Here is a 21,910-nt window from a genome sequence, read left to right as displayed (position 1 = left end):
CTACAAAGTTCGCGCTACTTTCTTTCTTACAGCGACTTGCGCCGGTTTTTCTTATAGTCCTCAAACACCAGCTGCCCCAGCCCTTTCAGGCCCGAGTAGTAGGCTTTGCCCTGGTTGACTTCCGTAAACTCCTCCACGAACTTCTGCAAGTACGGGTCGGAGGTAATCATGAACGTGGTAATCGGAATCTTGACGCGGCGGGCGGCGGCGGCCAGGTTCAGGGTTTTGTTCACCACCTTGCGGTCGAGGCCAAACGAGTTTTTATAGTAGCCGCCGGCTTCTTTGAGGCAAGTAGGCTTGCCGTCGGTTATCATAAATATCTGCTTGTTAGGCGTTTTTCGCTTGCGCAGCAAATCCATCGCCAGCTCCAGGCCAGCTACGGTGTTGGTGTGGTAGGGGCCGACTTGCAGGTAGGGCAAGTCCTTCACCTCAATCTGCCAGGCGTCGTTGCCAAATACGATAACGTCGAGCGTATCCTTGGGGTACTTCTGCTTCACGAGCTCGGCCAGGGCCATCGCCACCTTTTTGGCGGGCGTGATGCGGTCTTCACCGTAGAGTATCATCGAGTGCGAAATATCAATCATCAGCACCGTGCTGGTCTGCGACTTGTGCTCGTTTTCGCGCACTTCGAGGTCGCCCTCGGTCAGCATGAAATTATCGCCATCCATGCCGTGGTTGAGCTGGGCATTGCGGATGGACTCGGTCATCTGAATCTGCTCCAGCGAGTCGCCGAAGCGGAACTCGCGCAGGTCGGTGCTTTGCTCGTCGCCCTGCCCGGTGTGGGGCGTGCGGTGGTTGCCGGTGTTGCCGCGCTTGAGTTTGCCAAACACCTCTTCGAGCGCGTTTTTGCGGATTTTCTGCTCAGTTTTGGGCGTGATTTTCAGCTCGCCCCGCTCCTGCTCATTTTCATCGATGTAGCCCTTCTTCTTGAGGTCTTCGATGAAATTGCCCATGCCGTAGCTGTCATCGGTGAGGTCGTACTGCTTGTCGAGCTCGTTGAGCCACTGCAAGGCCTCGCCCACATCGCCGCTGGTAATGTTGATGAGCTGCATAAAGAGGTTGAGCAGCTGCTCAAACCCTTTTTCGCCCGGGTTTTCGTCGGGCACAAAATCGCGGAAGCGGACGCCAAGAGCCATATAACTTACGTATCGGATAGGCCAGGAAAACAAGCCCGGCGGCGGCAATGTTCAATGTAGCGCCAAGCTCCAGCTTGGTGAGCGCTCGCATCGCCCGGGTTTACCTCAACGATTCGCCAAGCTGGAGCTTGGCGCTACACCTATGAAAGCCATTTGGAACAACACCGTTGTGGCCGAGAGCGACGACACGGTAGTGGTCGAAAACAACCACTATTTCCCCGCCGATTCCCTCAAAAAGGAGTTTTTCGAGGACAGCATCGCCCACACTACCTGCCCCTGGAAGGGCCGCGCCAGCTACTACTCGCTGCGCGTGAATGGCGAGCTCAACAAAGACGCCGCCTGGTACTACCCCGAAACCAGCCCCAAAGCCGAGAGCATCAAGGGCCGGGTAGCGTTTTGGAAGGGCGTTAAGGTTGAGCAGTAAGTTGTAGCGCAGTTGCTGATATTTCACTGAGGCACAATCGGGTGTAGAGACGCATACTTGCGTCTCCCGTTGTTCGGCTCGCCAAACGGGAGACGCAAATATGCGTCTCTACGCCCGCCAGATAATTAAAAAAAGCGTCGGCTGCCTGGGCAACCGACGCTTTTTGCTAAGCTAAAAACCGAACTACGAAATCCACCGGAATTGGTACTCCAGCTTGGGCACGGGCATGCGGTCGCTCACGCGGCGCAGGCGGGCGGGCAGGGCCATGAGGTAGTCGCGGCCCTTTTCGGCGGCGGGCGTGAGGCCGGTGCGGTCGGCGATTTTCCAGTCGCTGATGAGCGTATCCAGAATCTCGGTGTAGTCGTTGCTGGTGTACACGCCGAGGCGCTGGGCGGCGTCGGTGAAGTGGCCGAAGGTCTTGCCCATGTCCACGCCCAGCTCGCGCATGTAGTGGGCGGGCATCACGATTTTCTTGCGCATCATTTCCTCGAAGGCCAGCATCATCTCGCTCGGGTCGAGCTCGAAAATCTTGTCTACGAAGGTTTTGTAGGCGCGGGCGTGGCGGTTTTCGTCGCCCGCAATCATGCCGCAGATTTTGGAGAGCTGGTCGTCGCCGACCTGGCGGGCGAGCTGGCCCACGCGGCGGTGCGACACGTTGGTGGCCATTTCCTGGTAGCTCGTGTACACAAACGACTTGTAGGGGTCGTGGGCCATGCCCAGGTCGAAGCCGTCGTTGATGAGGTGCTGGGTCGAAATCTCAAACTCGCGCATGTTGACCCGGCCGCAGAGGTAGAGGTAGCGGTTGAGCAAGTCGCCGTGGCGGTTTTCCTCGGCCGTCCAGCCGCGTATCCACTTGGCCCAGCCGTTGTCGTTGTCGCGGTTCATGTTGTCGATTTCATGAAACCACGCCTCGTAGTTGGGCAGCGCCTCCTCCGTGATGGTGTCGCCGATGAGCACGGCCAGCAGGTCGTAGGGCAGGGCGGCGGCTTTTTCGCGCAGCTCCTTTACCTCGTCGAAGAAGGTATCGCGGCGCGAATCGGGCAGAAAGTCGGCGGGCTGCCAGCTTTTTTCCACGGGTTTGAGAAACTCGTAGATGTTATCTTTCAGGTAACCTTCAAGCTGCTCAAGTACTTCGCCGCGCGAAATGAGAAGGTTTTCAGGAAGCGTCATAAGTAATATCGGCACTGCATATGAGAAGGCAGTGAATGAACACGCAAAGGTTGGCTTTTAGTTGAGCGCAAGCGGTACAGGATTTGGGCATTTTAATGGAGATGCCTTACTGTGCCGGTTCCGCCGTCCGAATTACAAGCCTGTTACCCCGGCCACTCGGCCACTACCAGCCGGGCGCAGCCGGGCCACAGCCGCCGCTGCCGCACCGCGCCAAAGCCCGCCGCGCGCAGGGCCGCCAGCAGCGCCGGCCAGCGCACCCCGGCGCAGGCGTAGCGCGGCAGGGCCGCGTGGCCAGCCGCTTCCGGGAACAGGTGGCGCAGGGTAGCCGGCAGCATCTGCAAATAAGTAAGCATAGCCGCTCGCAGCCAAGGCATGGCTGGCAAGTCAAACTCCAGCAGCGCTAGTTGGCCGCCGGGACGCAGCAAGCGGGCGGCCTCAGCGGCCAGCGCGGGGTAGTGGCTCGGGGCCAGCGTTTTGAGGCCGAAAGCACAGGTAACGGCATCCGTCGCACCGGCCGGTAGGCCGGAGGCCAGGGCATCGGCTTGCAGCAGCGTGAGGCCGGGGGCGTGCTGCCGGGCGGCGCGGGCCAGCATGGGAGCCGAAAAATCGACGGCCGCCACGGTCAGCCGCGCGCCCAGGCGCTGGCGCAGCGGCTCCCAGAGCTCGGCTCCACCGGCCATCAAATCGACCACTGACACAGGGCCGGCGGCGGGCCAGCGCAGGGCGGCCACCAGGCTGCGCCGCCAGCGCCCCAGCTGCCCGCCCGACAGCCACTCGGCCGCACCGTAGGTGCCGGCCAGCTGGTCGAATAAGGCCCGCACGCGGGCGGGGCGGTAGTGGGCGGCTACCGGGGGCGCGGGTTGGAGGAGCTCAGTCATGGCGGGCAGGAGCTTGGGTAGTGGCGAGAGTTTCGGCTTCGGCTTTGAGGGTGGCCAGTACGCGCTGGTGCATGGCATCGAGCAGATAATCAGACCAGAGCCGCCAGTAGAACTGCGGACCAATGCTATGCCGATACACCGTGCGGGCCTCTAGCAAGGTGCGCCCGCCGGGCAGCGCCCGCAGCCGGAAGGTGCCGCTATCGACCTGAAAATACCCGTGCAAATGCGGCGCGTGAATCTGCGGGTACGGGCTCAGCTCGTGCATCGGGGCGGGCATGTCGGCCGGGGGCACAGCGAAGGTGAGCTGCCGCCCCGGCTGCCAGGCCACCACCGGCAGCCGGGCCAGCCCCTGCGAGTAGTGGCACACCAGCGTGCGGCAGCCACTGGCCGAGTCGCGGGCAAACGCCGTGCGCGCGGGGTACACCACCCCTGCCCGAAACCAACCCGTGGCCGCCGGGTACTGCACCGGCCGCGTGAGCGCGGCCCACACCTGGGCGGGCGGCACGGCTACCTCCAGCTGCGTGGTGATGAGCCGGGGCACTATCGGCGCGGGGTGGCTGGCCTCGTACTGCTGGGCGGCGGGGTACAGCACCAGCACGGTCATGAGCATTGGCAAGGGCCGGGACTTATCGCTCATCCCGGCCAGCATGGCCCCGATGGCCGCGCCGACCAGCGCCATTATAAAAGCGAAGGGCAGGGCCATGAGCACGCAAATCAGCCCTTCGGCCCCGCCCGCCAGCAGCAAGCCCAGGGCCGTGAGGGCGGCCAGCAGCCCCACCACCGCCGTGGCCAGCGCCCCCACGCGGGGGGCTACCGTAGGCCGCGCCCACTCGTGCAGTAGCACCGCCCCCAGTCCGCAAATGCCCGGTGACAAGCAAAATACCACCGCCCCGTACTGCCTGAATCCATTGACTGACAGTAGCATCAGCAGGCAGCCCAGGGCACCCGTGCCCAGAATGGCGACCAAGGCGCACAGCGTGGCCGAGTCGCGCCAGCTCTTATTGGCCGTACCGGTTGGGCACGGCGCTTCCGCCCCCCGCTCGGCGGGGGTATCAGCTTGGGGTTCCATACGAGAAAGGGGTAAAGTGAAGGGCTACAAAAACAGCTTCAAGAACTTGTCCAGAAACCAGTTGCGCTCGGCTTTCATGAGGCGGGTGAGCAGCTTGTCGGAGGTATCGGCGAGCTGCTGAATGTCGGCGAGCACGGTGTGGAAGGTGCGGTAGTCGGGGTCGGCGAGGTCGCCGGGCAGCTGGGCCAGCTGGTCGAGGGTGCGCTTCATCTGGTCGAGCTCGCGGCGCTTGCGGGCGGCAATGATGCACTGCGTCACGCGTAGCAGGTCTTTCTCGGCCACGAAATACTCGCGGCGCTCGCCGGGGCGTAGTTCTTTGTAAACCAAGCCCCAGTCGATGAGCTCGCGCACGGTCTGGCTGGCGTTGCCGCGCGAGATGCTGAGCTGCTCCATGATGTCCTCGGTGCTCAGGGCCTGGGGCGAAACGAGTAGCAGGGCGTGCACCTGGGCTAGGGTTTTGCTCACGCCCCAGCTCGTGCCCGACACGCCCCAGAGGTTGATAAATTGGGCTTTGGCTTCGGCGAGGGTGAGAGCGGGAACAGGTTGGTCGGGATTCATAAATCAAGTAGCTATAAGTTTTCGCGCAGTGTTTCGGGGTGTCAAAGCGCAGTGTCTCGCAGTGTCATTCAGCAGAAACACTGCGAGACACTGCGCTTCAACACTGCGAGACACTGCGCGAAATAATACCCGGCAGCAACTCCCCCACCGCCGCCGCACACCGCTCATACTCAAAATGAAACCCCGCCGCCAGCAGCCGCTCGGGGTACACCTTGCGGCTTTTGAGAATCAATTCGGTTTCGGTGCGGAGCACGAAGGCCCCGATTTCAAGTAGCCAGCGGGGCTGCGGCAGCTTCAGGAGCGGGCGTAGCGCGCGGGCCAGCAGGGTGTTGAACTCCCGGTTGCGCAGCGGGTGCGGGGCGCAGAGGTTGACGGGGCCGCTGAGGTTTTCGGCTTGCGCCAGAAACTCCACCGCCCGGCAGAAATCACGCACGTGCAGCCAGCTAACCCACTGCTGGCCCGTGCCTTGCGGCGTGCAGAGGCCGAAGCGCGCCAGCCGCGTCATCACCGGGAACGCGCCGCCATCGGCTCCCAGCACGATGGCCGTGCGCAGGGCCACGCGGCGCGTGGCGGCGGGCGCGGGGGCCGCCCAAAATGCCGCTTCCCAGGCCCGCCCTACCTCTTCCGAAAACGGGCCGCCGGGCGTGGGGTTAGCTTCCACGTTGGCGGGCGCGTTGCCGCGCGTATCGGGGTAAATGGTAGCGGTTGAAGAGTTTAGCCAGACGCAGGGCGGGCGGGCACAGGCGGCTACGGCCGCGCCCAGCACCCGCGTGCTCTCGGTGCGGCTGGCCAGAATAGCCTGGCGGTTGGCCTCGGAGTAGCGGCAATCGACCGAGCGGCCGGCCAGGTTCACCAGCAGGTCGGCCCCTTCCAGCACCTGCGCCCAGGGGCCGAGGGTGCGGGCATCCCAGCGCACATTATCGGGGCCGGTACGGCTGATGCTGACGACCTGGTAGCCCAGACCTTGGAAGTGCGCGGCCAGGTGGCGGCCCAGAAAACCATTTCCACCGACGAGAACAAGCTTGGGCTGGGGCATGGCGCTTCGCAACTAGCTGGCAACCGGCTGCGTGCCGGAGCTACCGCCTTTGACGAAACAAATGTATCACAAGTTTCAATAATTATTGAAACTTGTGATACATTTTATTTTTCTACCCTTACAAATCCGTCATGCTAAGCGCAGCGTAGCGGAGTCGAAGCATCTCTTTCGCTTCGTTGGAAAGCTCAGCAGAGAAGCGAGAGAGATGCTTCGCTGCGCTCACCATGACGGACGCTTATTCTATCCAAAATTCTGCTGCATAGTATAATACTCTCGCCGCACCCGCCGCAGGGTTTCCTCAGCCGCCGCCGCATCGGGCGCGGCGGGCAGCGCGGAGGTAGCAAAGGCGGCTTCCACGCGCTCTACCAGCGGCTCGGCTTCGGCCACCAGCTCGGCGTATTCAAACTCGCCGCCCCGGATTTGGAGTAAGAACTCGCGGTTGGGGCGGCGCACGTGCAGCTGGCCGGTGCGGGCGATTTCCTCCGCCATTTGCAACAGGCGAAAGACGTGCAGCATATTCTTGGCGTCGTAGTTTTTGCCGTGCTGCACGGTGTTGGCGTAGCGCTCCTTGTTGCGCTTCTCGACCCACTCCCAGTATTCACGAAATACGCGGCAGTAGGAGCTGTAGCCGTTGCGGTTGAAGGATAAATACGCGGCCGGCTCCTCCCCTTTCGGTACGGCTGAGAGCTGCACGTCCTGGCTGGCGTCGGGGTCGCGCACGAGGCCGCGGTAGCCCAGGTGTTGGGTAGGCGTGCGGTCTACGAACAGGGCGTAGAGGTCGGTGAGGTGCGGCACGTTGGCCAGGCCGCACTGCGCGGCCGTGAGGCCCTGGCGGGCTAGCCAGGTTTCGGCGGGCTGCGCGCCGGCGCCCACCGTCACGTAGCAGAAGTCGAGCACCGACTTGCGGCCGGGCGGCTCGGGGTGGTTTATCTTCTTGTTCAGGCCCTTGGCCTTGCGAATCTGGGCCACGGCGTACTCGGCGAAGCTTTGGCGGCAGAGCTGGCTCAGAAAATCCTGGGGCCGAAACTGGTCGAAAAGTGGGTGCCGGTACACCACGCAGTCGGTCGGCGTGCCGAGCAGCTCCAGCACGGTGGGGTTGTTTTTGAGCAGCAATTCCACAAAGCGGCGCAGCTCGTAGAACACCTCGTCGTTGGTTTCGTTGGCCACCTGCGGCACGTATTCCAGCCCAAAAAACGCCTTTTCGGGCAGCACGAAGACGCCTTTCAAATCGGTATCGGAGTGCGGCAGGTTGGTGCCATAAGCGCGGCTGCCGCTGATGGCTTCGAAGATAATGAGGCGCTGCTGGCGCAGGTCGGCGATGGTCATGCGGGCAAGATAAGCGCCTTCCTCGGCAGCGAATAAAACAGCTCCCGCACAAGGCTCGCCGGCTTGGGCGCAAACGCGCTTTGGGCGCCCAGGCCAGCAGCAGGCTAGTTTTTCGGCTTGGCCACCGTGGCTTGCGCTGCCAGGTAGCTTGGTAGCTGTTGCACGGCGGCATTCAACTGCGCTATTTTTTGCGGTTGCGCAGCCTTGTCGGCCAGGTTTTGGGCGTAGTTCAGGAACAGATAATAGGCCAGCACGCGGTTGAAATCATCCAGCTCCGGGTCGGTTATGATGGCTAGCAGGCGGTTCTCCAGCGCCTGCGGCTGCTGGGTTTCGGCCAGGGCGCGGCCCAGGCGGTGGAGGCTGCCGAAGTAGTGGTTGGAGCTGGCATTGTCGATGCGCAGGCTGATGCCCAGCATCAGGTCGGGCACGTTGATGTCCAGCTCTTCCAGCTCGCGCAGGTAGGTTTGGCGGCCGGCCTGGGCGTAGCTGCCATCCGACACGCGCTCGAAGCGGTCGTTCATAATGTCGAGGTGGGCCCGCAAAAACGTCTCCCAGTTCACGGTTTCGGCCGAGAGCTTGGCGATGCCGAGGGCATGCACGCGGGGGCTGTCGTCCATGCTGCACCCGCCCACCACAATGCGGTTGCGCTTGTATTCCAAGGCTTTTTTCGCCGAAAAATACCGGGCCACGTACTCTTCAAATTCGTCGTCGGTAGCGCCCAGCGTGGCGGGGTCGGCCACGGCCCGCGCCAGCAGCTCCCGAAACTCGGGCTGCTTGGCTACCTGGTCCATTCTGGCCAGGCGGTGGGCTTGCCGCGTTTCAGATGTCCAGTAAGTCTGCTGTTCAACCTTGCCAGGCATAGTGAGCTGCTGCATTTGCTGCTGTGCGTAGTCGAGCAGCGCTTTTTCGGTTTTGGGAATATCAGTGCGGTAGCGCACGCCGGTGCGCTTGGCCGGCTCCAGGTAAATCTGGGCGGTAGTGTCAATCAGACAGTCGGCGTACTGCACCAGCGCGGCGTAGCGGGCCGGCAGCGGAACCTGGCGCATACCGGCCGGAAAATAAAAGCCCTCCACGTAGGCTGGCGAATACGGCGTTTTGGGCGAGCTACTGATTACCCAGCCTGCCCGGCCAGCCCCCGGCGCGGGCGATGAGCCAGGCAGGCGCAGCTCGTATTCGCCGGTGTTATTGAATGGAATACTTTCGTAAACCGTACTCGGCTCTCGCTTGGCTAGTCGGCCGTTATTCTCCTGCTTTCTGATAACCAGTAGATTGCGCTGCACGTCAGCCTGCGGAAACTGCCGCTTAAACTCCTCGGGGGTTATGCCGGCGGCCAGCGCCTGGCGGGCCGCCGCCAGGTCATCCGCTTCCAGGCGCACGTAGTGGGCCTGCCCCTGGCGCTGGCTACGGTAGGCGCGCCGCAGCTCGCACACCTTGTGCTTGAGGTTGAGCGAATCGACGATGTGGCGCAGCTGCCCCATCGTGTGGGCCGAGTAGATGAGATTATCAGCCGTTTGGCCAAACTCGCCGGTCGGCCGGGCAGTGGTCGTAGTCGGCACGGTTTGCGCCTGGCAAGCCGTCGCCCAAGCCAGCATCCCGGCTAAGAAGTAACCGTTGTAATTCATTGCGCAGGCGACGCGATGCCGGGGCCGCTACCGGGGAAAGTGACGTATCCTGCTGATGCCCGCTCCAGCCGAATTGCACACCGACTAGCCCTTCTTTTTAGTGGCTCCTACCCCGCCAGCGTCAGCCGCTAGTTCAGTGCTCGGCCTCATGTACCAGTTGTTGAAACAGCTTGGCCAAGCTTTCCGGCAACCCCGTCTGCCGCGGCACCGGCAGCCCCGCCCGCGCCGCCTGCCCGGCCGCGTATTCCGCTGCCAAAAACTCAACTAGCGCCACCGGCCGGGGCACTGTTGTTTTCTCGTTGGAATGCGCTTTTTGTACCAGCAACCCATCTATAACACCTTGCAGCTCGGCCGGCAGCAGCGTTCGCAGCGGCGCAAACTCCATCGGCGGCAGCGTGTGCTTTTCGCGTATCCAGCGCGCCGCCAGGGCCGAGCGCAGGGCGTAGAACAGCCTTTTCAGACGCACTTTCTCCCCAACTAAATCCTCTTCTACCCCGCGCCGCAGCTGCCCTAGGTAGTGGTGCAGGCCGGCTTTGAGGTTAAAGGCTAGTGGCAAAAGCGGCGCGAGCTGCGCCCGAAACTCCGGTGCCTCGTGGTACACAATGGGCGATTGCAGCCACTCGAACAGCGCCGCGTTGGAGCCGCGCAGTAGGCGCAGGGTTTTGCGCAGCTCCCAGCCGGCCAGGTCCAGCTCGTCGTCTACCGGGAAGTTGAGCGTATCGGGGCCTTCGTCGAGCCCTAGGTACCAGTCGCGGGGATGTACATAGATGAAGCGCACATCATAGTCGGAGTCGGGCGAGGGAAAACCCCAAGCCCGGCTGCCCGACTCGCAGGCGTACAAGATTTGGATGTTGTGCTGGGTGGCGAGCCCAGCCAAGGCGGCGGCAATACGGGTTTGCATGGGTGATAAAGCACTGGCTGGACGGTACTAATAGCTTTCGGCCAAAGAGCCAGCGGATAAGGCAGGTTAAACAGAACCAGGCAAAAAAACGTCGGACGTGCAGTTTGTTGATAAAAAACACTACTTTTGTTAAACAAAAGCTGTTCAGCTTTTTTTAATCGCCAACCCAGTAATCGACCGGGTCAACCAACGAAAGTAAGCTGGCGGCCCTTTCGCCAACATGCCCTCATTTTTTACCGCATTGCCTGCGAAGCTACGCGGCAATAACCGGTAAATTGTCCAGCTTTTCCGGCGAGCGGGCGGTACCCGGCATTCCTTGCATTTTCTCCTTTAACCTTATTTTACCATGTCTCAAGAACATAATCAGCACCCGCCAGCCTCTAACACCACGGAGTTTTTCATGAACGACCCGTCGGCGGCCAAGTGCCCCTTCCTGTCGGGCATCGCGCAGCAGCAGGCGGCCGGCGGCGGCACCCGCAACCGCGACTGGTGGCCCAACCAGCTGCCGCTCGGCATCCTGCGCCAGCACTCGGCGCTGTCGAACCCCATGGGGGCCGATTTTAACTACGTGGAGGAGTTCAAGAAGCTGGACCTCAACGCGGTGAAGCAAGACCTATTTGAGCTGATGACCACCTCGCAGGACTGGTGGCCGGCCGACTACGGCCACTACGGCCCGTTCTTCATCCGCATGGCCTGGCACTCGGCCGGCACCTACCGCATCTCCGACGGGCGCGGCGGCGCGGGCGCGGGCATGCAGCGCTTCGCCCCCCTCAACAGCTGGCCCGACAACGCCAACCTCGACAAGGCCCGCCTGCTGCTGTGGCCCATCAAGCAGAAGTACGGCGAGCAGATTTCGTGGGCTGACCTTATGATTCTGGCCGGCAACTGCGCGCTGGAGTCGATGGGTCTCCAGCCGTTCGGCTACTCGGGCGGCCGCGCCGACGTGTGGGAGCCGATGGAGGAAGTGTACTGGGGCTCGGAGCGCGAGTGGCTCGGCGACAAGCGCTACACCGGCGACCGCCAGCTCGAAAACCCGCTGGCCGCTGTGCAGATGGGCCTCATCTACGTGAACCCCGAAGGCCCCAACGGCAACCCGAACCCCCTAGGGTCGGCCCGCGACATCCGCGAAACCTTCGGCCGCATGGCCATGAACGACGAGGAGACGGTAGCCCTGATTGCGGGCGGCCACACCTTCGGCAAAACCCACGGCGCGGCCGACCCCGCCCAGTACATCGCCCACGAGCCCTCGGCGGCCGGTATTGAGCAGCAGGGCCGCGGCTGGCTCAACTCGTATGGCACCGGCAACGCCGGCGACACCATCACGAGCGGCCTCGAAGGCGCCTGGACCGCCACCCCCGCCAAGTGGGGCAACGGCTACTTCAACAACCTGTTCGGCTTCGAGTGGGAGCTGACCAAGAGCCCCGCCGGGGCGCACCAGTGGAAGCCCAAGGGCGACGCCGGCGCGGGCATGATTCCCGACGCCCACGACCCCAACAAGTTCCACCAGCCCTTCATGCTGACCTCGGACATCGCCCTGCGCGAAGACCCGATTTACGAGAAAATCTCGCGCCGCTTCCACGAAAACCCCGAGGAGTTTGCCGACGCTTTCAGCCGCGCCTGGTTCAAGCTCACGCACCGCGACATGGGCCCCCTCTCGCGCTACGTCGGCCCCGAGGTGCCCAGCGAAGTGCTCGTGTGGCAAGACCCGCTGCCGAAGGCCGACTACACCGCCATCGACGCTCAGGACATCAACACGCTGAAAGACCGTCTGCTAGCCAGTGGTCTGACCAATGCGCAGCTCATTCGCACGGCCTGGGCTTCGGCCTCGACCTTCCGCGGCTCGGACAAGCGCGGCGGTGCCAACGGCGCCCGCATCCAGCTGGCTCCGCAGAAATACTGGGATGCCAACAACCCCGCCGAGCTCTCGAAAGTGCTCGACGTGCTGACCGGCATTCAGCAGGAGTTTAACGACGCCCAGACTGGCGGCAAAAAAGTATCGCTGGCCGACCTCATCGTGCTGGGCGGCGCCGCTGCCATCGAGCAGGCCGCTAAGGACGGCGGCTACGACGTGCAGGTGCCCTTCCACGCCGGCCGCACCGATGCTACCCACGAGCAAACCGACGTGCAGTCGTTTGCCGCCCTGGAGCCGCACGCCGATGGTTTCCGCAACTACCTGGCGGCCAACCACGAGGCGGCCCCCGAGGCCATGCTCATCGACCGTGCCCAGCTCCTGACCCTCACCGCGCCCGAAATGACGGTGCTGGTAGGCGGCCTGCGCGTGCTCGACGCCAACTACGATGGCTCGAAGTACGGCGTGTTCACCGACCGCCCCGGCGTACTCAGCAACGACTACTTCTTGAACCTGCTCGACATGGGCACCACCTGGCAGGCTACTTCCAATACCGACCAGGTATTCGAAGGCCGCGACCGCAAAACCAACCTGGTGAAGTGGACCGGCACCCGCGTGGACCTCATCTTCGGCTCGAACTCGGAGCTGCGCGCCATCTCCGAAGTCTACGGCACCCACAAAGCCGGCGCGAAATTCGTGCGCGACTTCGTGGCCGCCTGGGCCAAGGTGATGGACGCCGACCGCTTTGATTTGGCAAAGGCGTAGTTGCTGTTTTTAAAGTTGAGAAAACGCCGCCCTGGCAACGGGGCGGCGTTTTTTTACGCCCTAGCCACCCGAGCCTATGTGCTTCAACCCTCCCCACCTAACCGGCCAACGTGTAAAATACGGCTATTGCGCTGGCTACCCAAACTAGCCAAATGCGGCAGTAATATTACTGATTGCTAAAAGAAAATATACCCTAAACTGTCCTGCTAAATTAATTGCGTTTCAAGATAGTAGGCTCAACCATTCGAAACCAACCCGCACCCTAGGTTGTAGTGCTAGCATCCCAGGTCGTGTAGAGGTTGGCCCCAACCCTACGCGCTTCGGCTTATCCTCATTGCCAGTGGGTGGGCGCAGCTCGCTGGCTATTCTCTAGATTTCTTTCCACCTCTCTACCCCTAGTTTACCAATGGCCACCCAAGAGAATTCTTCGGACCAGAACGGACAGCACACGTCTGCGAATGGCACCGGCACCGCCGTCAACGGCGTTGGCTCGGCGCAAGACCAGCGCACTGCCAGCGGCGAAAACGCCCAAACCCTGACTACCCGCCAGGGCCACCCCGTTTCGAACAACCAGAACCTGCGCACCGTGGGCAACCGCGGCCCGGCCACGCTCGAGAACTACCAGTTTATCGAGAAAATCAGCCACTTCGACCGCGAGCGCATCCCCGAGCGCGTGGTGCACGCTCGCGGCGCCGGCGCCCACGGCACGTTTGAGGCCTACGGTACCGTTGGCGACGAGCCGATTGAAAAGTACACCCGCGCCAAGCTGTTCAACACCAAGGGTAAAGAAACCCCAGTATTCGTACGCTTCTCAACGGTGGGCCACGGCGGCCACTCGCCCGAAACCCTGCGCGACCCGCGCGGCTTCGCGGTGAAGTTTTACACCGAAGACGGCAACTGGGACCTCGTGGGCAACAACCTGAAGGTGTTCTTCATCCGCGACGCCATCAAGTTCCCCGACCTGATTCACTCGCAGAAGCCCGACCCGGTATTCAACCGCCAGACCGGCGAGCGCATTTTCGACTTCATCTGCAACACGCCGGAGGCCATGCACATGGTGGCGTTCCTGTTCTCGCCCTGGGGTATCCCGGCCAACTACCGCCAGATGCAGGGCTCGGGTGTGAACACCTACAAGTGGGTAAACGCGCAGGGCGAAGCCGTGCTGGTGAAATACCACTGGGAGCCGCAGCAGGGCGTGAAAAACCTGACCGCCGGCGAAGCCGAAGCCATTCAGGCCAAGAACTTCAACCACGCCACCCAGGACCTGTTCGACAACATCAAGAAGGGCAACTTCCCCAAGTGGGAGCTGCGCGTGCAGATTATGTCGGACGATGAGCATCCCGAACTGGACTTCGACCCGCTCGACGACACCAAAATCTGGCCCGAAGACAAGTTCCCGCACCTGCCCGTGGGCATGATGACGCTGAACCGCAACCCCGAAAACTACTTCGCCGAAGTAGAGCAGGTGGCCTTCGGCACAGGCGTACTCGTGGACGGCCTCGATTTCTCGGACGACAAGATGCTGCAAGGCCGCACCTTCTCGTACTCGGACACCCAGCGCTACCGCGTGGGCCCCAACTACTTGCAGCTGCCCATCAACGCGCCCAAAAAGCACGTGGCTACCAACCAGCGCGACGGCCAGATGACGTACCACGTCGATGCCGCCCCCGGCCAGAACCTGCACACCAACTACGAGCCCAGCAGCCTCAACGGCCTGCGCGAGTCGGCTTCGCAAGGCCCCGACCACACGCCCTACTACGCGGCCAAGCTGGTGCGCCAAACCATCGACCGCACCAACAACTTCGGCCAGGCCGGTGACCGCTACCGCCAGCACGAAGACTGGGAGCGCGACGACCTCGTTAACAACATGATTAGTGCCCTCTCCGACGCCGCCAAAGTAGTGCAGGACAAGATGATTGAGCTGTGCACCAACTGCGACGCCGACTGGGGCAAGCGCCTGGCCGACGGTCTGAAAGCCGCTAACGCCAACGCTGACGGTGGCAACCAGTACAATGAAGGCCAGGCTGCCGAGGCAGTAGGCCAAGCTGAGGCCGTAGCCCACGACGCTAAGCCGTATTAGTTTTTGCCAGGATTTTAAAAAACGCCGCCCCGGCACCGGGGCGGCGTTTTTTTGTGCGCGTATTTTTGCCGCCCAGCCCTGGCGGTTTCTTACCTCGCCACCGCTTTCTTATGAAGAAAACCGCCCTCGCCCTTTTTGCCGCCAGCCTGGGGCTGCTCACCGCCTGCCACGAGCAAAGCTCGCCAACCACCCAGGAGCCCACGGCCGCAGCCGGCCCGCAGTGCTACGCCCACACGTCGGCCACCGACACGGTGCGCCTGACGTTGCAAGCCACCCAGCCCACCCTGACGGGCCAGCTCACGTACCACTACTTCGAGAAAGACCGCAACCAGGGCACCATCAGCGGCACTATGCACGGCGACACGCTGCTGGCCGACTACACCTTCCAGTCGGAGGGCACGACGTCGGTGCGGCAGGTAGCGTTTTTGCGCCGCGACATTGGCTTTATCGAAGGCTTCGGCCCGGTAGTGGAGCGCCAGGGTAAGACGGTATTTGAGAAGCCCCATGCCCTGACCTTCGACGCCAAGTACACGCTGCTGCCCGTGGCCTGCCCGCGCTAAGGACTGGTCCCACACCAAATAAAAAAGCGAGTGGCGGTAGCGCCACTCGCTTTTTTATTTGGCTAAGTATTTATCTTTTAACCACTTTCGGCCAGCTTATTTTATCACCAGCTTCTGCTGGGCCACGCCGCCTTCGGTGCGTAGCTGCATGGTATAGACGCCCAGGGCCTGCCGGCCCAGGTCGATGGTGAAGGTGGGAGCGGCGGTGGCGACGGTGCGGGTGTACACACTGCGGCCCAGCGCGTCGAATACCGTTACCTGCGCCTCGGCGGGCCGGCCCTGGGCCATCGCCACCGTAAACTGGCCGTCGGCGCTGGGGTTAGGGTACACGCTCAGGCCCTGCTGCAAGGCTACGTTTTGCCTGGTGCCGAGGGCCGTGCTGGTTAGCTTATACACGCCCAGGCCCGAGAGGTCGGCAGCATTGTAGGTCGACGACCAGGCAACGGTTGGGCTCACGACATCAACCGAGACGTGGTTGAGAGTAGACTCGATGGCCGTCCACGTCACGCCATTATCGCGGCTGAACGACGAGCCCGCATCCGAGTCCAGCCCCACCGATAGGTAGGTATTGCTACCCGGCACATTGTGCAGGGCAAAGCCGTGCAGCGGCCCCGTGTACGACACCGGGCTCCAGGTGCTGCCGCCGTTGGTGGTGGCCAGCATGGCCCCGGTATTGGTGTTGAGGGCGATGCCGTTCTGAGCATCGCGGAAGCTAATCAGCGGAACGGTGGCGCCAAAATTAGTATCGCTTACCGTCCAGGTCAGCCCTTTATCGACCGAGCCGAGGATGCGGCCCTTGTTTGTTGCAAACCAGAAGCTATTGCCGGCCATCGACACCTGGTTGATGCCCCCGTACTCCGACGCCTGGCTTGCCGGCAGGTTGGCACTCGGCACGGCCACCCAGGTAGCGCCCGCGTCGGTGGTGCGATAGATTTCAAACTTGCCAGCCCCGGTGGCTGGGTCGCCAAAGCAAATGCCTTCCGTCGCGTTAAAAAACGCAATCCCGTTCGGATAGCTGTCAGCCGTGGCAAACTGGCTGGTCGTGGTTTGCACCGTCCAGGTCGTGCCGCCGTCCACCGTTTTCAGAATGCGCCCGCCACCGACGCCGTTGTCTACTGTGCATACCAGGGCCGTGGTGGCGCTCAGGCCCGCCACGCCGGTGATTACTTCGTCGGCGCTCAGGTTGCTGATGGCAGTAGTAGCCCAGGTAGTCCCGCCGTTAGAGGTGTGGGCCACCTCATCGCCACCCTCGCCGTCGTAAACGTCCAGCCCGGCGCTCCACACCACGTTGGCATCCACGGCATCCAGGTAAAACGGCGTCAGGTAAGAATTGGAAAAGGAGTAGGGCTGCAGCACCCACTGGGCCTGGGCAGTAGCACTAGCCAGCAGCAGGCCGGCCAAAGCAAGTATCGTTTTTTTCATGGAAAAAGTGCTCTGACGAGCGTTACTGGAAAAGGAAGAGAAAGGGTACTACTTACGAAATACGGAAATTAACACCAGCTTTGCACAGCGAGGTAATAATTTGATAACATTCAATAGCCGAGCTAAACACTTGCTAACCTATGCAATAAGCTATTGCTATACAAATAATTACTTCCAAACCAAGAAGAACAAAAACGAAATAGGCTTATTTAGCATCCACGTAGTAAGCAAGCCTATTTCTCTATCCCTGCCCCTCTTCCGGCACCTACAAGCGCGGGTCGATGGGCTCGCTTTCCAGGGCCAATACCCCGAATACGCACTGGTGCACCAGGCGCAGCGGCTGCCCGGCCACGAACCGCTCCAGCCCTTCGACGCCGAGCGAAAACTCGCGCAGCGCCAGGTTGCGCTTGCCTTTTATGTTGCGCTGGCGCAGGCGCTCCAGGTTGCCGGGCAGCAGGTAGTCGGGGCCGTAGATGATGCGCAGGTACTCGCGGCCCCGGCACTTGAGGGCGGGCTGCACGAGGCTGCGGCCGGTAGTCGGGATAAAGTCGTAGGGCTTCACCACCATGCCCTCGCCCCCGCCGTGGGTGAGGTCGGTCCACCACTCGATGGCGGCCTCGACCTCGGTCAGGCTGGTGAGGTCGACTACGCGGTAGGGCGTGGCGCGCAGCAGGCGCGGGTCGGCAAGGCTCAGGGCGCGCAGGGTTTCCATGTGCCAGGCGTGGTCGCGGTCGAAGTACGTGTGGCCTTCGGTGGCGAGCAGGTGGAAGGGTGCCAGCTTGAGGTCGTCGAGCGACTGCACCGGCCAGCAGTAGCGGCGATAGGCGTCGGCGTAGTGGGTAGCCGCGTCGCGGCGGGCGCTGGTGCGGGCCAGCAGCGCGGCAGCCCCGTCGAGGCCGCGGGCGGCGGCCTGGGCTAGCGCGGCTTCGGCCTGCGGCAGGGCCGCGCCGGCGGCGGCGGCCACGGCGGCATACTGGTTTTTGACCAGTTCCTGCGCCTTGGCCGACCACGGCAGCAGCTCGGCATCGAGGCACACCCAGTCGGTAGCGAATTTCTCCCAGAAGCCGGCCGCCGTGAGGGCATCGCGCAGGCGGGCCAGAAAGGCGGCCTCCAGCGTTTCATCGGTGAAGAAATTGCGGCCGGTACGAGTGTAGCACTTGCCCAGCCCCTCGCCCACCACGCCCAGCCGGCGCTGAATGGCGGCTTCGTCTTTGCCCAGCACCACGACCACGCGGCTGCCCATGTGCTTTTCTTCGCACACCACGCGCGCCACGCCCTGGCGCTGGTAGTAGGCGAAGGCTTCGGCGGGGTGTTCGAGCAGGTCGGGCAGCTCCGAAGTTTCGGTGGGCGACATGGTGGGCGGCAGGTAGAGCAGCCACTTGGGATTGAGCGCGAAGCGCGACATGACCTCCAGCGCGGCCACGGCGTTTTCTTCCCGGATGGTCACGGTATTGAGCAAGCGCGTATTGATGAGCTGCTTGCCGGTTACGTCGCGAATGTCGAGTAGGTCGTCGTGCTGCTGCTGGGCCGTAGCACCAAGCTTCAGCTTGGTGAGAGCGGCGGGCTCGTCGGGCGCGTCGCCAAGCTGGAGCTTGGCGCTACGGAGCGGGCGGCTGGGCTCGCAATAAACCTCGTGGGCCGGCACCGTCACGAGCGCCCGCTCGGGGTAGCGCAGGGCCGTGAGGCGACCACCGAACACGCAGCCCGTATCGATGTCGATGGTATTGTTGAGCCATTCGGGCTCGGGCACGGGCGTGTGGCCGTACACCACCGTGGCGCGGCCCCGGTAGTCGGCTGCCCAGGCGTAGCGCACGGGCAGGCCAAACTCATCAATCTCGCCCGTGGTTTCGCCAAACAGCGCGAAGCTGCGCACCGCCCCCGAGCCCCGGCCCTGCATGGCCTCGGGCATACCGGCGTGGGTCACCACCAGCCGGCCGCCATCGAGCACGTAGTGACTGACGAGACCATCCAGAAACAGCCTCACCTGCTCCTTGAAAGCGGGCGTTTCGCCTGCGAGCTGGGCCACGGTTTCGGCCAGGCCGTGGGTGAGCGACACGTTTTTACCGTTGAGGTGGCGTAGCAGCTTGATATCGTGGTTGCCGGGCACGCACAGGGCCAGGCCATCGCGCACCATGCTCATTACCAAGCGTAATACCTGCGGGGAAGCGGGGCCCCGGTCGACGAGGTCGCCTAGGAAGACGACCTTGCGGTTACCCCACCCCCCGGCCCCCTCCCCTCCGGGAGAGGGGGAGACTGACGCACCTTCTTCAGCAACGTTAGCTTGTTCTTCACTAGATAAGTCCTGTATTGAGTGAATACGCTGGGCTCCCCCTCTCCCGGAGGGGAGGGGGCCGGGGGGTGGGGTACTACGCACCACGCGCACGCCTAAATCCCGCGCATCCAGCACCTCCTCCGGCAAAACTTCATACCCCAGCTTCCCCAGCAGCTCGCACAGCTCGCGGTAGCAGCCGTGGATATCCCCGATGATGTCAAACGGCCCCGTCTCCGCCTGGCGGTTGCTATAAAGCGGGTCGCGCCGGATGGTTTGCACGGCATCGACCTCCTCTACGCCGCGCAGGTGCACCACCTGCCGGAAGCCCTCGGCCTTGAGCGAGCGCAGGCTTTGGCGCAGCAGGCGGCGATGGTTGGCTATCACGTGGGGCTTGAGGCCCTGGCGGTCGGGGCGCTGGCGGTTGCGCTCGGCGGCCACAGCGTCGGGCACGTCGAGCACCACGGCCACGGGCAGGCAGTGGTGCTGCCGGGCCAAGGCCACGAGGCCTTTGCGGTCTTCGGCGCGCACGTTGGTGGCGTCTACCACCGTGAGGCGGCCGCGCTTGAGGCGCTTGCTCACCCAGTAGTGCAGCAGGTCGAAGGCGTCGTTGGTGGCGTCGAGGCTGTTTTCATCGTCCGCCACCAGGCCCCGGCAGGTGTCGGACGACACGATTTCGGTGGGCCTAAACAGACGGCGGGCAAACGTGGACTTGCCCGCGCCGGTGCTGCCAATGAGCACGACCAGCGCGAGTTCGGGGAGCTTGAGGGTATCTTGGGGCATCGGATGGAAGCTGGGTGGCGGCCCCCCAGCCCGGCAAAGGCAGTAGCTATGGAAGGACTAACGATTCGCAAGAAAGTTACGCCGCGAGCAAAACCCAGCGGTCGCAACGTTTCAGAGGCTTTGTCGGCTGGCCTTCTGGTGCTACTGCTCATCGCATTTATTCCGCTCATACTCCTGATAGTACTCTTCACCATCATCTGGCACAAGGTTTTTCCGGAGAAGCCAACCACGCCCACCAAGCCCCGCCCGGTTGTGATGCACGAGGTAGTCAATGACCTTTTCCCGCTGCGCTACCACTACGTGCTGGGTGAGGATATTTCGGAAGAGGTCGCCGCTTACTTTGAAGAAGATGAGCCGCTTATCCTATACCAGCCAGCAGCAGAAAATCCTTTCTTCCAAGGCTATTTCTCTGACTTTAAGATTGAATATCCAACCGGCATTTTTGTGCAAAAGGTAAACTTCAACGATGCGCTTACCGAAGCAGTCTCTATGCCGCTTTGCTTCTTCAACTACGCCACCCAGGAAGCCGAGGAGCTTATCGACTTGAAGGGCTATAACCTCTTTGCGATGGAGCGCCTTAATCATTTCACCATCACTGCCACGGTGCAAGACGACAGCGCGGAAGAGTTTTCAGCTACCGACTTCGAATTGGAAATCACCCTGACTGATGCGCTCTACGCACTGCCAAAAGCTTACTAAATATTCTGGCATGAAGCTTTTACTGAGTTTTTGCTTACTCTTCTCACTTGCGCTCTCCGTTAACCAACCGCCTAGTAGCGTACCGATTACCGCACGGTTAATAGCAAAGTATCAAGTGCTGGATGAGGTGTTGAGTCCTCAACATACCAAATGCTCAGGTGAAATAAAGGAGTTTCTCAAGGCCGGCCCCTATGATTGTTCTTTCAAGGTCCAGGGCTTGGAGTTTGACATTGAGTATAAGTACGTAGCCGATGCCAAAGGCAATTTGCAAGAGTTTTGGCCCTACCTGCCGGAGGGCCCCGATGTACTCACCATTGCTGAACTAAGAAAAGATGGTCGCTCTCTGAAATACCATAAGCTAGAGAATTTCCATCTCGCACTATCCCCCGACAGAATAAGCGTCCTTGACGGAAGGCAACAGGTTTTTATCGAGCGTATCTACCCGGCCGAAAAGCTGATTCTTGCGCGCAAAGACGCTCACACGTCCAAAGGCCGGCGCTTCATATATCAGTATCAGTAAGCTTACTACGGCACCTTTATCGTCCGCACCCGCCGCGAGTGGGCGCTGAAATAGCCCAGCACGCCGCCCGAGAAGTTCGACGTGGGGTTGGCGGGCGTAGTGGCGGTGGCGGGGTTGGTGGTCAGAATCAGGTTCAAGGTGCGGAAGTATTCGTACACGTTGGCGTCGATATTCTGCATTTCCACCCGCAGGCTGTCGCCCGCTACCAGCTTGTTGACGTCGTTGGGGTCGTTGGGGGGGCCGCCCATGCCGCGCAGCACCTGGGTCACTTTTTTGCCGTCGTTGAACTGGTCATTTTGCACGAAGATGGCGTTGTTGAGGCGGCCATTGCGGTACTGCCGGTAGAGGTAGCTGTTGGGCTGCCCGGCCGGGTCGTTGAACTCCACCACCGCCTGAATGCGGTTGCCCACTGCGCTCACCTGCGTGCTCAGCTTGTCGAAGGGCACCACCGGGGCCGGCAGCGTGGAAGTAGCCACGTAGGCCGCGCCGCCTGTTTCGACGCGCAGCGTGTAGGTGCGGCCGGGCACGCCCAGCACCGTGGCGCCCGCGTACTGGCCGGGCGCGGTGGCGCTTTCGCGTAGCGTTTCGCGCCCGCCCGCGTTGTCGGTGAGCGTGATGGTGGCCCCACTCACCGCCTGGAAGTTATTGGTATCGGTGTAGTTGGCCGAGCGGTTCAGCGTAACCTGGCAGGGGCGGCTATCGTCGGCCAGGTTGCCTTCGATAACGAGCTGCGAGGTAGTGGTTTGGAGCTTGAGGTCGATGACCTTTTCGCAGGCAGTGAGGCTTAGGAGCAAGCCCAGCACCGCGAACCTCACGAGACCCCTATGGGGCCGGCCCCCTCTC

18 protein-coding genes are annotated in these 21,910 nt (G+C 62.2%); 6 read left to right on the top strand and 12 right to left on the bottom strand.

Features of this window, described 5'->3' with window-relative positions; all coding sequences use genetic code 11:
- Positions 1 to 26 precede the first annotated feature (26 nt).
- A complete protein-coding gene (locus tag VFO93_RS12945; RefSeq protein WP_325134796.1) occupies positions 27 to 1,136 on the bottom strand; it encodes a vWA domain-containing protein in 1,110 nt (369 codons plus the stop codon).
- Positions 1,137 to 1,278: 142 nt separating this feature from the next.
- On the opposite strand from VFO93_RS12945, the gene VFO93_RS12940 reads away from it, so the two are divergent.
- Entirely contained in the window at positions 1,279 to 1,560 is a 282-nt protein-coding gene (locus VFO93_RS12940) for a DUF427 domain-containing protein (protein ID WP_325134795.1), read from the top strand.
- A 183-nt stretch (positions 1,561 to 1,743) separates the two neighbouring features.
- Here VFO93_RS12940 and VFO93_RS12935 read toward each other — a convergent pair whose 3' ends face one another.
- The 8 genes from VFO93_RS12935 to VFO93_RS12900 form a co-directional block, all read right to left on the bottom strand.
- Positions 1,744 to 2,730 carry an acyl-ACP desaturase gene (locus tag VFO93_RS12935; RefSeq protein ID WP_325134794.1) on the bottom strand — a complete coding sequence of 329 codons (987 nt, stop codon included), beginning with the start codon at positions 2,728 to 2,730 and terminating at the stop codon, positions 1,744 to 1,746.
- Between the two features lie 143 nt (positions 2,731 to 2,873).
- Complete coding sequence (locus VFO93_RS12930; RefSeq protein WP_325134793.1) at positions 2,874 to 3,608, bottom strand: class I SAM-dependent methyltransferase; 735 nt, start codon at positions 3,606 to 3,608, stop codon at positions 2,874 to 2,876.
- Entirely contained in the window at positions 3,601 to 4,677 is a 1,077-nt protein-coding gene (locus tag VFO93_RS12925) for an SRPBCC family protein (RefSeq protein WP_325134792.1), read from the bottom strand. The genes VFO93_RS12930 and VFO93_RS12925 overlap by 8 nt, the downstream gene beginning before the upstream one ends.
- A 24-nt stretch (positions 4,678 to 4,701) precedes the next feature.
- Positions 4,702 to 5,235 (bottom strand): GbsR/MarR family transcriptional regulator, encoded by a 534-nt coding sequence (locus tag VFO93_RS12920; protein WP_325134791.1) that lies wholly within the window; start codon positions 5,233 to 5,235, stop codon positions 4,702 to 4,704.
- A 97-nt stretch (positions 5,236 to 5,332) separates the two neighbouring features.
- A complete protein-coding gene (locus VFO93_RS12915; RefSeq protein ID WP_325134790.1) occupies positions 5,333 to 6,271 on the bottom strand; it encodes a TIGR01777 family oxidoreductase in 939 nt (312 codons plus the stop codon).
- 240 nt (positions 6,272 to 6,511) lie between these two features.
- On the bottom strand, positions 6,512 to 7,597 hold the full coding sequence (locus VFO93_RS12910; protein ID WP_325134789.1) for a nucleotidyltransferase domain-containing protein: 1,086 nt from the start codon (positions 7,595 to 7,597) through the stop codon (positions 6,512 to 6,514).
- Between the two features lie 104 nt (positions 7,598 to 7,701).
- Positions 7,702 to 9,219: a hypothetical protein gene (locus VFO93_RS12905; RefSeq protein WP_325134788.1), complete on the bottom strand. Its 1,518-nt coding sequence runs from the start codon at positions 9,217 to 9,219 to the stop codon at positions 7,702 to 7,704.
- 133 nt (positions 9,220 to 9,352) lie between these two features.
- On the bottom strand, positions 9,353 to 10,120 hold the full coding sequence (locus VFO93_RS12900) for a nucleotidyltransferase domain-containing protein (RefSeq protein WP_325134787.1): 768 nt from the start codon (positions 10,118 to 10,120) through the stop codon (positions 9,353 to 9,355).
- A 400-nt stretch (positions 10,121 to 10,520) separates the two neighbouring features.
- Here VFO93_RS12900 and katG point away from each other — a divergent pair, with 400 nt between their 5' ends.
- From katG to VFO93_RS12885, 3 genes are all read left to right on the top strand, one after another.
- Positions 10,521 to 12,734: a catalase/peroxidase HPI gene (gene katG, locus VFO93_RS12895; RefSeq protein WP_325134797.1), complete on the top strand. Its 2,214-nt coding sequence runs from the start codon at positions 10,521 to 10,523 to the stop codon at positions 12,732 to 12,734.
- A gap of 406 nt (positions 12,735 to 13,140) precedes the next feature.
- Positions 13,141 to 14,814: a catalase gene (locus tag VFO93_RS12890; protein ID WP_325134786.1), complete on the top strand. Its 1,674-nt coding sequence runs from the start codon at positions 13,141 to 13,143 to the stop codon at positions 14,812 to 14,814.
- 110 nt (positions 14,815 to 14,924) lie between these two features.
- Positions 14,925 to 15,374 (top strand): hypothetical protein, encoded by a 450-nt coding sequence (locus VFO93_RS12885; RefSeq protein ID WP_325134785.1) that lies wholly within the window; start codon positions 14,925 to 14,927, stop codon positions 15,372 to 15,374.
- A gap of 96 nt (positions 15,375 to 15,470) precedes the next feature.
- Here the strand turns inward: VFO93_RS12885 and VFO93_RS12880 are convergent, their stop codons facing one another.
- Both VFO93_RS12880 and VFO93_RS12875 read right to left on the bottom strand, forming a co-directional pair.
- The gene (locus VFO93_RS12880; protein WP_325134784.1) at positions 15,471 to 16,796 is read right to left on the bottom strand and encodes a T9SS type A sorting domain-containing protein; all 1,326 of its coding nucleotides are present in this window, start codon (positions 16,794 to 16,796) and stop codon (positions 15,471 to 15,473) included.
- Between the two features lie 265 nt (positions 16,797 to 17,061).
- Positions 17,062 to 19,848 (bottom strand): polynucleotide kinase-phosphatase, encoded by a 2,787-nt coding sequence (locus tag VFO93_RS12875; protein ID WP_325134783.1) that lies wholly within the window; start codon positions 19,846 to 19,848, stop codon positions 17,062 to 17,064.
- A gap of 48 nt (positions 19,849 to 19,896) precedes the next feature.
- Between VFO93_RS12875 and VFO93_RS12870 the strand changes: the two genes are divergently transcribed.
- The gene (locus VFO93_RS12870; protein WP_325134782.1) at positions 19,897 to 20,547 is read left to right on the top strand and encodes a hypothetical protein; all 651 of its coding nucleotides are present in this window, start codon (positions 19,897 to 19,899) and stop codon (positions 20,545 to 20,547) included.
- Between the two features lie 10 nt (positions 20,548 to 20,557).
- Positions 20,558 to 21,067 carry a hypothetical protein gene (locus VFO93_RS12865; protein ID WP_325134781.1) on the top strand — a complete coding sequence of 170 codons (510 nt, stop codon included), beginning with the start codon at positions 20,558 to 20,560 and terminating at the stop codon, positions 21,065 to 21,067.
- Between the two features lie 5 nt (positions 21,068 to 21,072).
- Here the strand turns inward: VFO93_RS12865 and VFO93_RS12860 are convergent, their stop codons facing one another.
- Positions 21,073 to 21,882, bottom strand: a complete 810-nt coding sequence (locus tag VFO93_RS12860; RefSeq protein ID WP_325134780.1) for a DUF4249 domain-containing protein — start codon at positions 21,880 to 21,882, stop codon at positions 21,073 to 21,075.
- Positions 21,883 to 21,910 lie beyond the last annotated feature (28 nt).

The sequence above is a fragment of the Hymenobacter sp. genome, assembly GCF_035709525.1.
Taxonomy (GTDB): Bacteria; Bacteroidota; Bacteroidia; order Cytophagales; family Hymenobacteraceae; genus Hymenobacter.
This window is presented reverse-complemented; position numbering and strand designations above follow the sequence as displayed.

Coding starts and splice junctions, on each gene's coding strand:
- VFO93_RS12925 (WP_325134792.1), bottom strand. CDS start 4,677: ATGGAACCCCAAGCTGATACCCCCGCCGAGCGGGGGGCGGAAGCGCCG.
- VFO93_RS12945 (WP_325134796.1), bottom strand. CDS start 1,136: ATGGCTCTTGGCGTCCGCTTCCGCGATTTTGTGCCCGACGAAAACCCG.
- VFO93_RS12900 (WP_325134787.1), bottom strand. CDS start 10,120: ATGCAAACCCGTATTGCCGCCGCCTTGGCTGGGCTCGCCACCCAGCAC.
- VFO93_RS12880 (WP_325134784.1), bottom strand. CDS start 16,796: ATGAAAAAAACGATACTTGCTTTGGCCGGCCTGCTGCTGGCTAGTGCT.
- VFO93_RS12935 (WP_325134794.1), bottom strand. CDS start 2,730: ATGACGCTTCCTGAAAACCTTCTCATTTCGCGCGGCGAAGTACTTGAG.
- VFO93_RS12870 (WP_325134782.1), top strand. CDS start 19,897: ATGGAAGGACTAACGATTCGCAAGAAAGTTACGCCGCGAGCAAAACCC.
- VFO93_RS12920 (WP_325134791.1), bottom strand. CDS start 5,235: ATGAATCCCGACCAACCTGTTCCCGCTCTCACCCTCGCCGAAGCCAAA.
- VFO93_RS12930 (WP_325134793.1), bottom strand. CDS start 3,608: ATGACTGAGCTCCTCCAACCCGCGCCCCCGGTAGCCGCCCACTACCGC.
- VFO93_RS12890 (WP_325134786.1), top strand. CDS start 13,141: ATGGCCACCCAAGAGAATTCTTCGGACCAGAACGGACAGCACACGTCT.
- katG (WP_325134797.1), top strand. CDS start 10,521: ATGAACGACCCGTCGGCGGCCAAGTGCCCCTTCCTGTCGGGCATCGCG.
- VFO93_RS12940 (WP_325134795.1), top strand. CDS start 1,279: ATGAAAGCCATTTGGAACAACACCGTTGTGGCCGAGAGCGACGACACG.
- VFO93_RS12915 (WP_325134790.1), bottom strand. CDS start 6,271: ATGCCCCAGCCCAAGCTTGTTCTCGTCGGTGGAAATGGTTTTCTGGGC.
- VFO93_RS12910 (WP_325134789.1), bottom strand. CDS start 7,597: ATGACCATCGCCGACCTGCGCCAGCAGCGCCTCATTATCTTCGAAGCC.
- VFO93_RS12885 (WP_325134785.1), top strand. CDS start 14,925: ATGAAGAAAACCGCCCTCGCCCTTTTTGCCGCCAGCCTGGGGCTGCTC.
- VFO93_RS12875 (WP_325134783.1), bottom strand. CDS start 19,848: ATGCCCCAAGATACCCTCAAGCTCCCCGAACTCGCGCTGGTCGTGCTC.
- VFO93_RS12905 (WP_325134788.1), bottom strand. CDS start 9,219: ATGAATTACAACGGTTACTTCTTAGCCGGGATGCTGGCTTGGGCGACG.
- VFO93_RS12865 (WP_325134781.1), top strand. CDS start 20,558: ATGAAGCTTTTACTGAGTTTTTGCTTACTCTTCTCACTTGCGCTCTCC.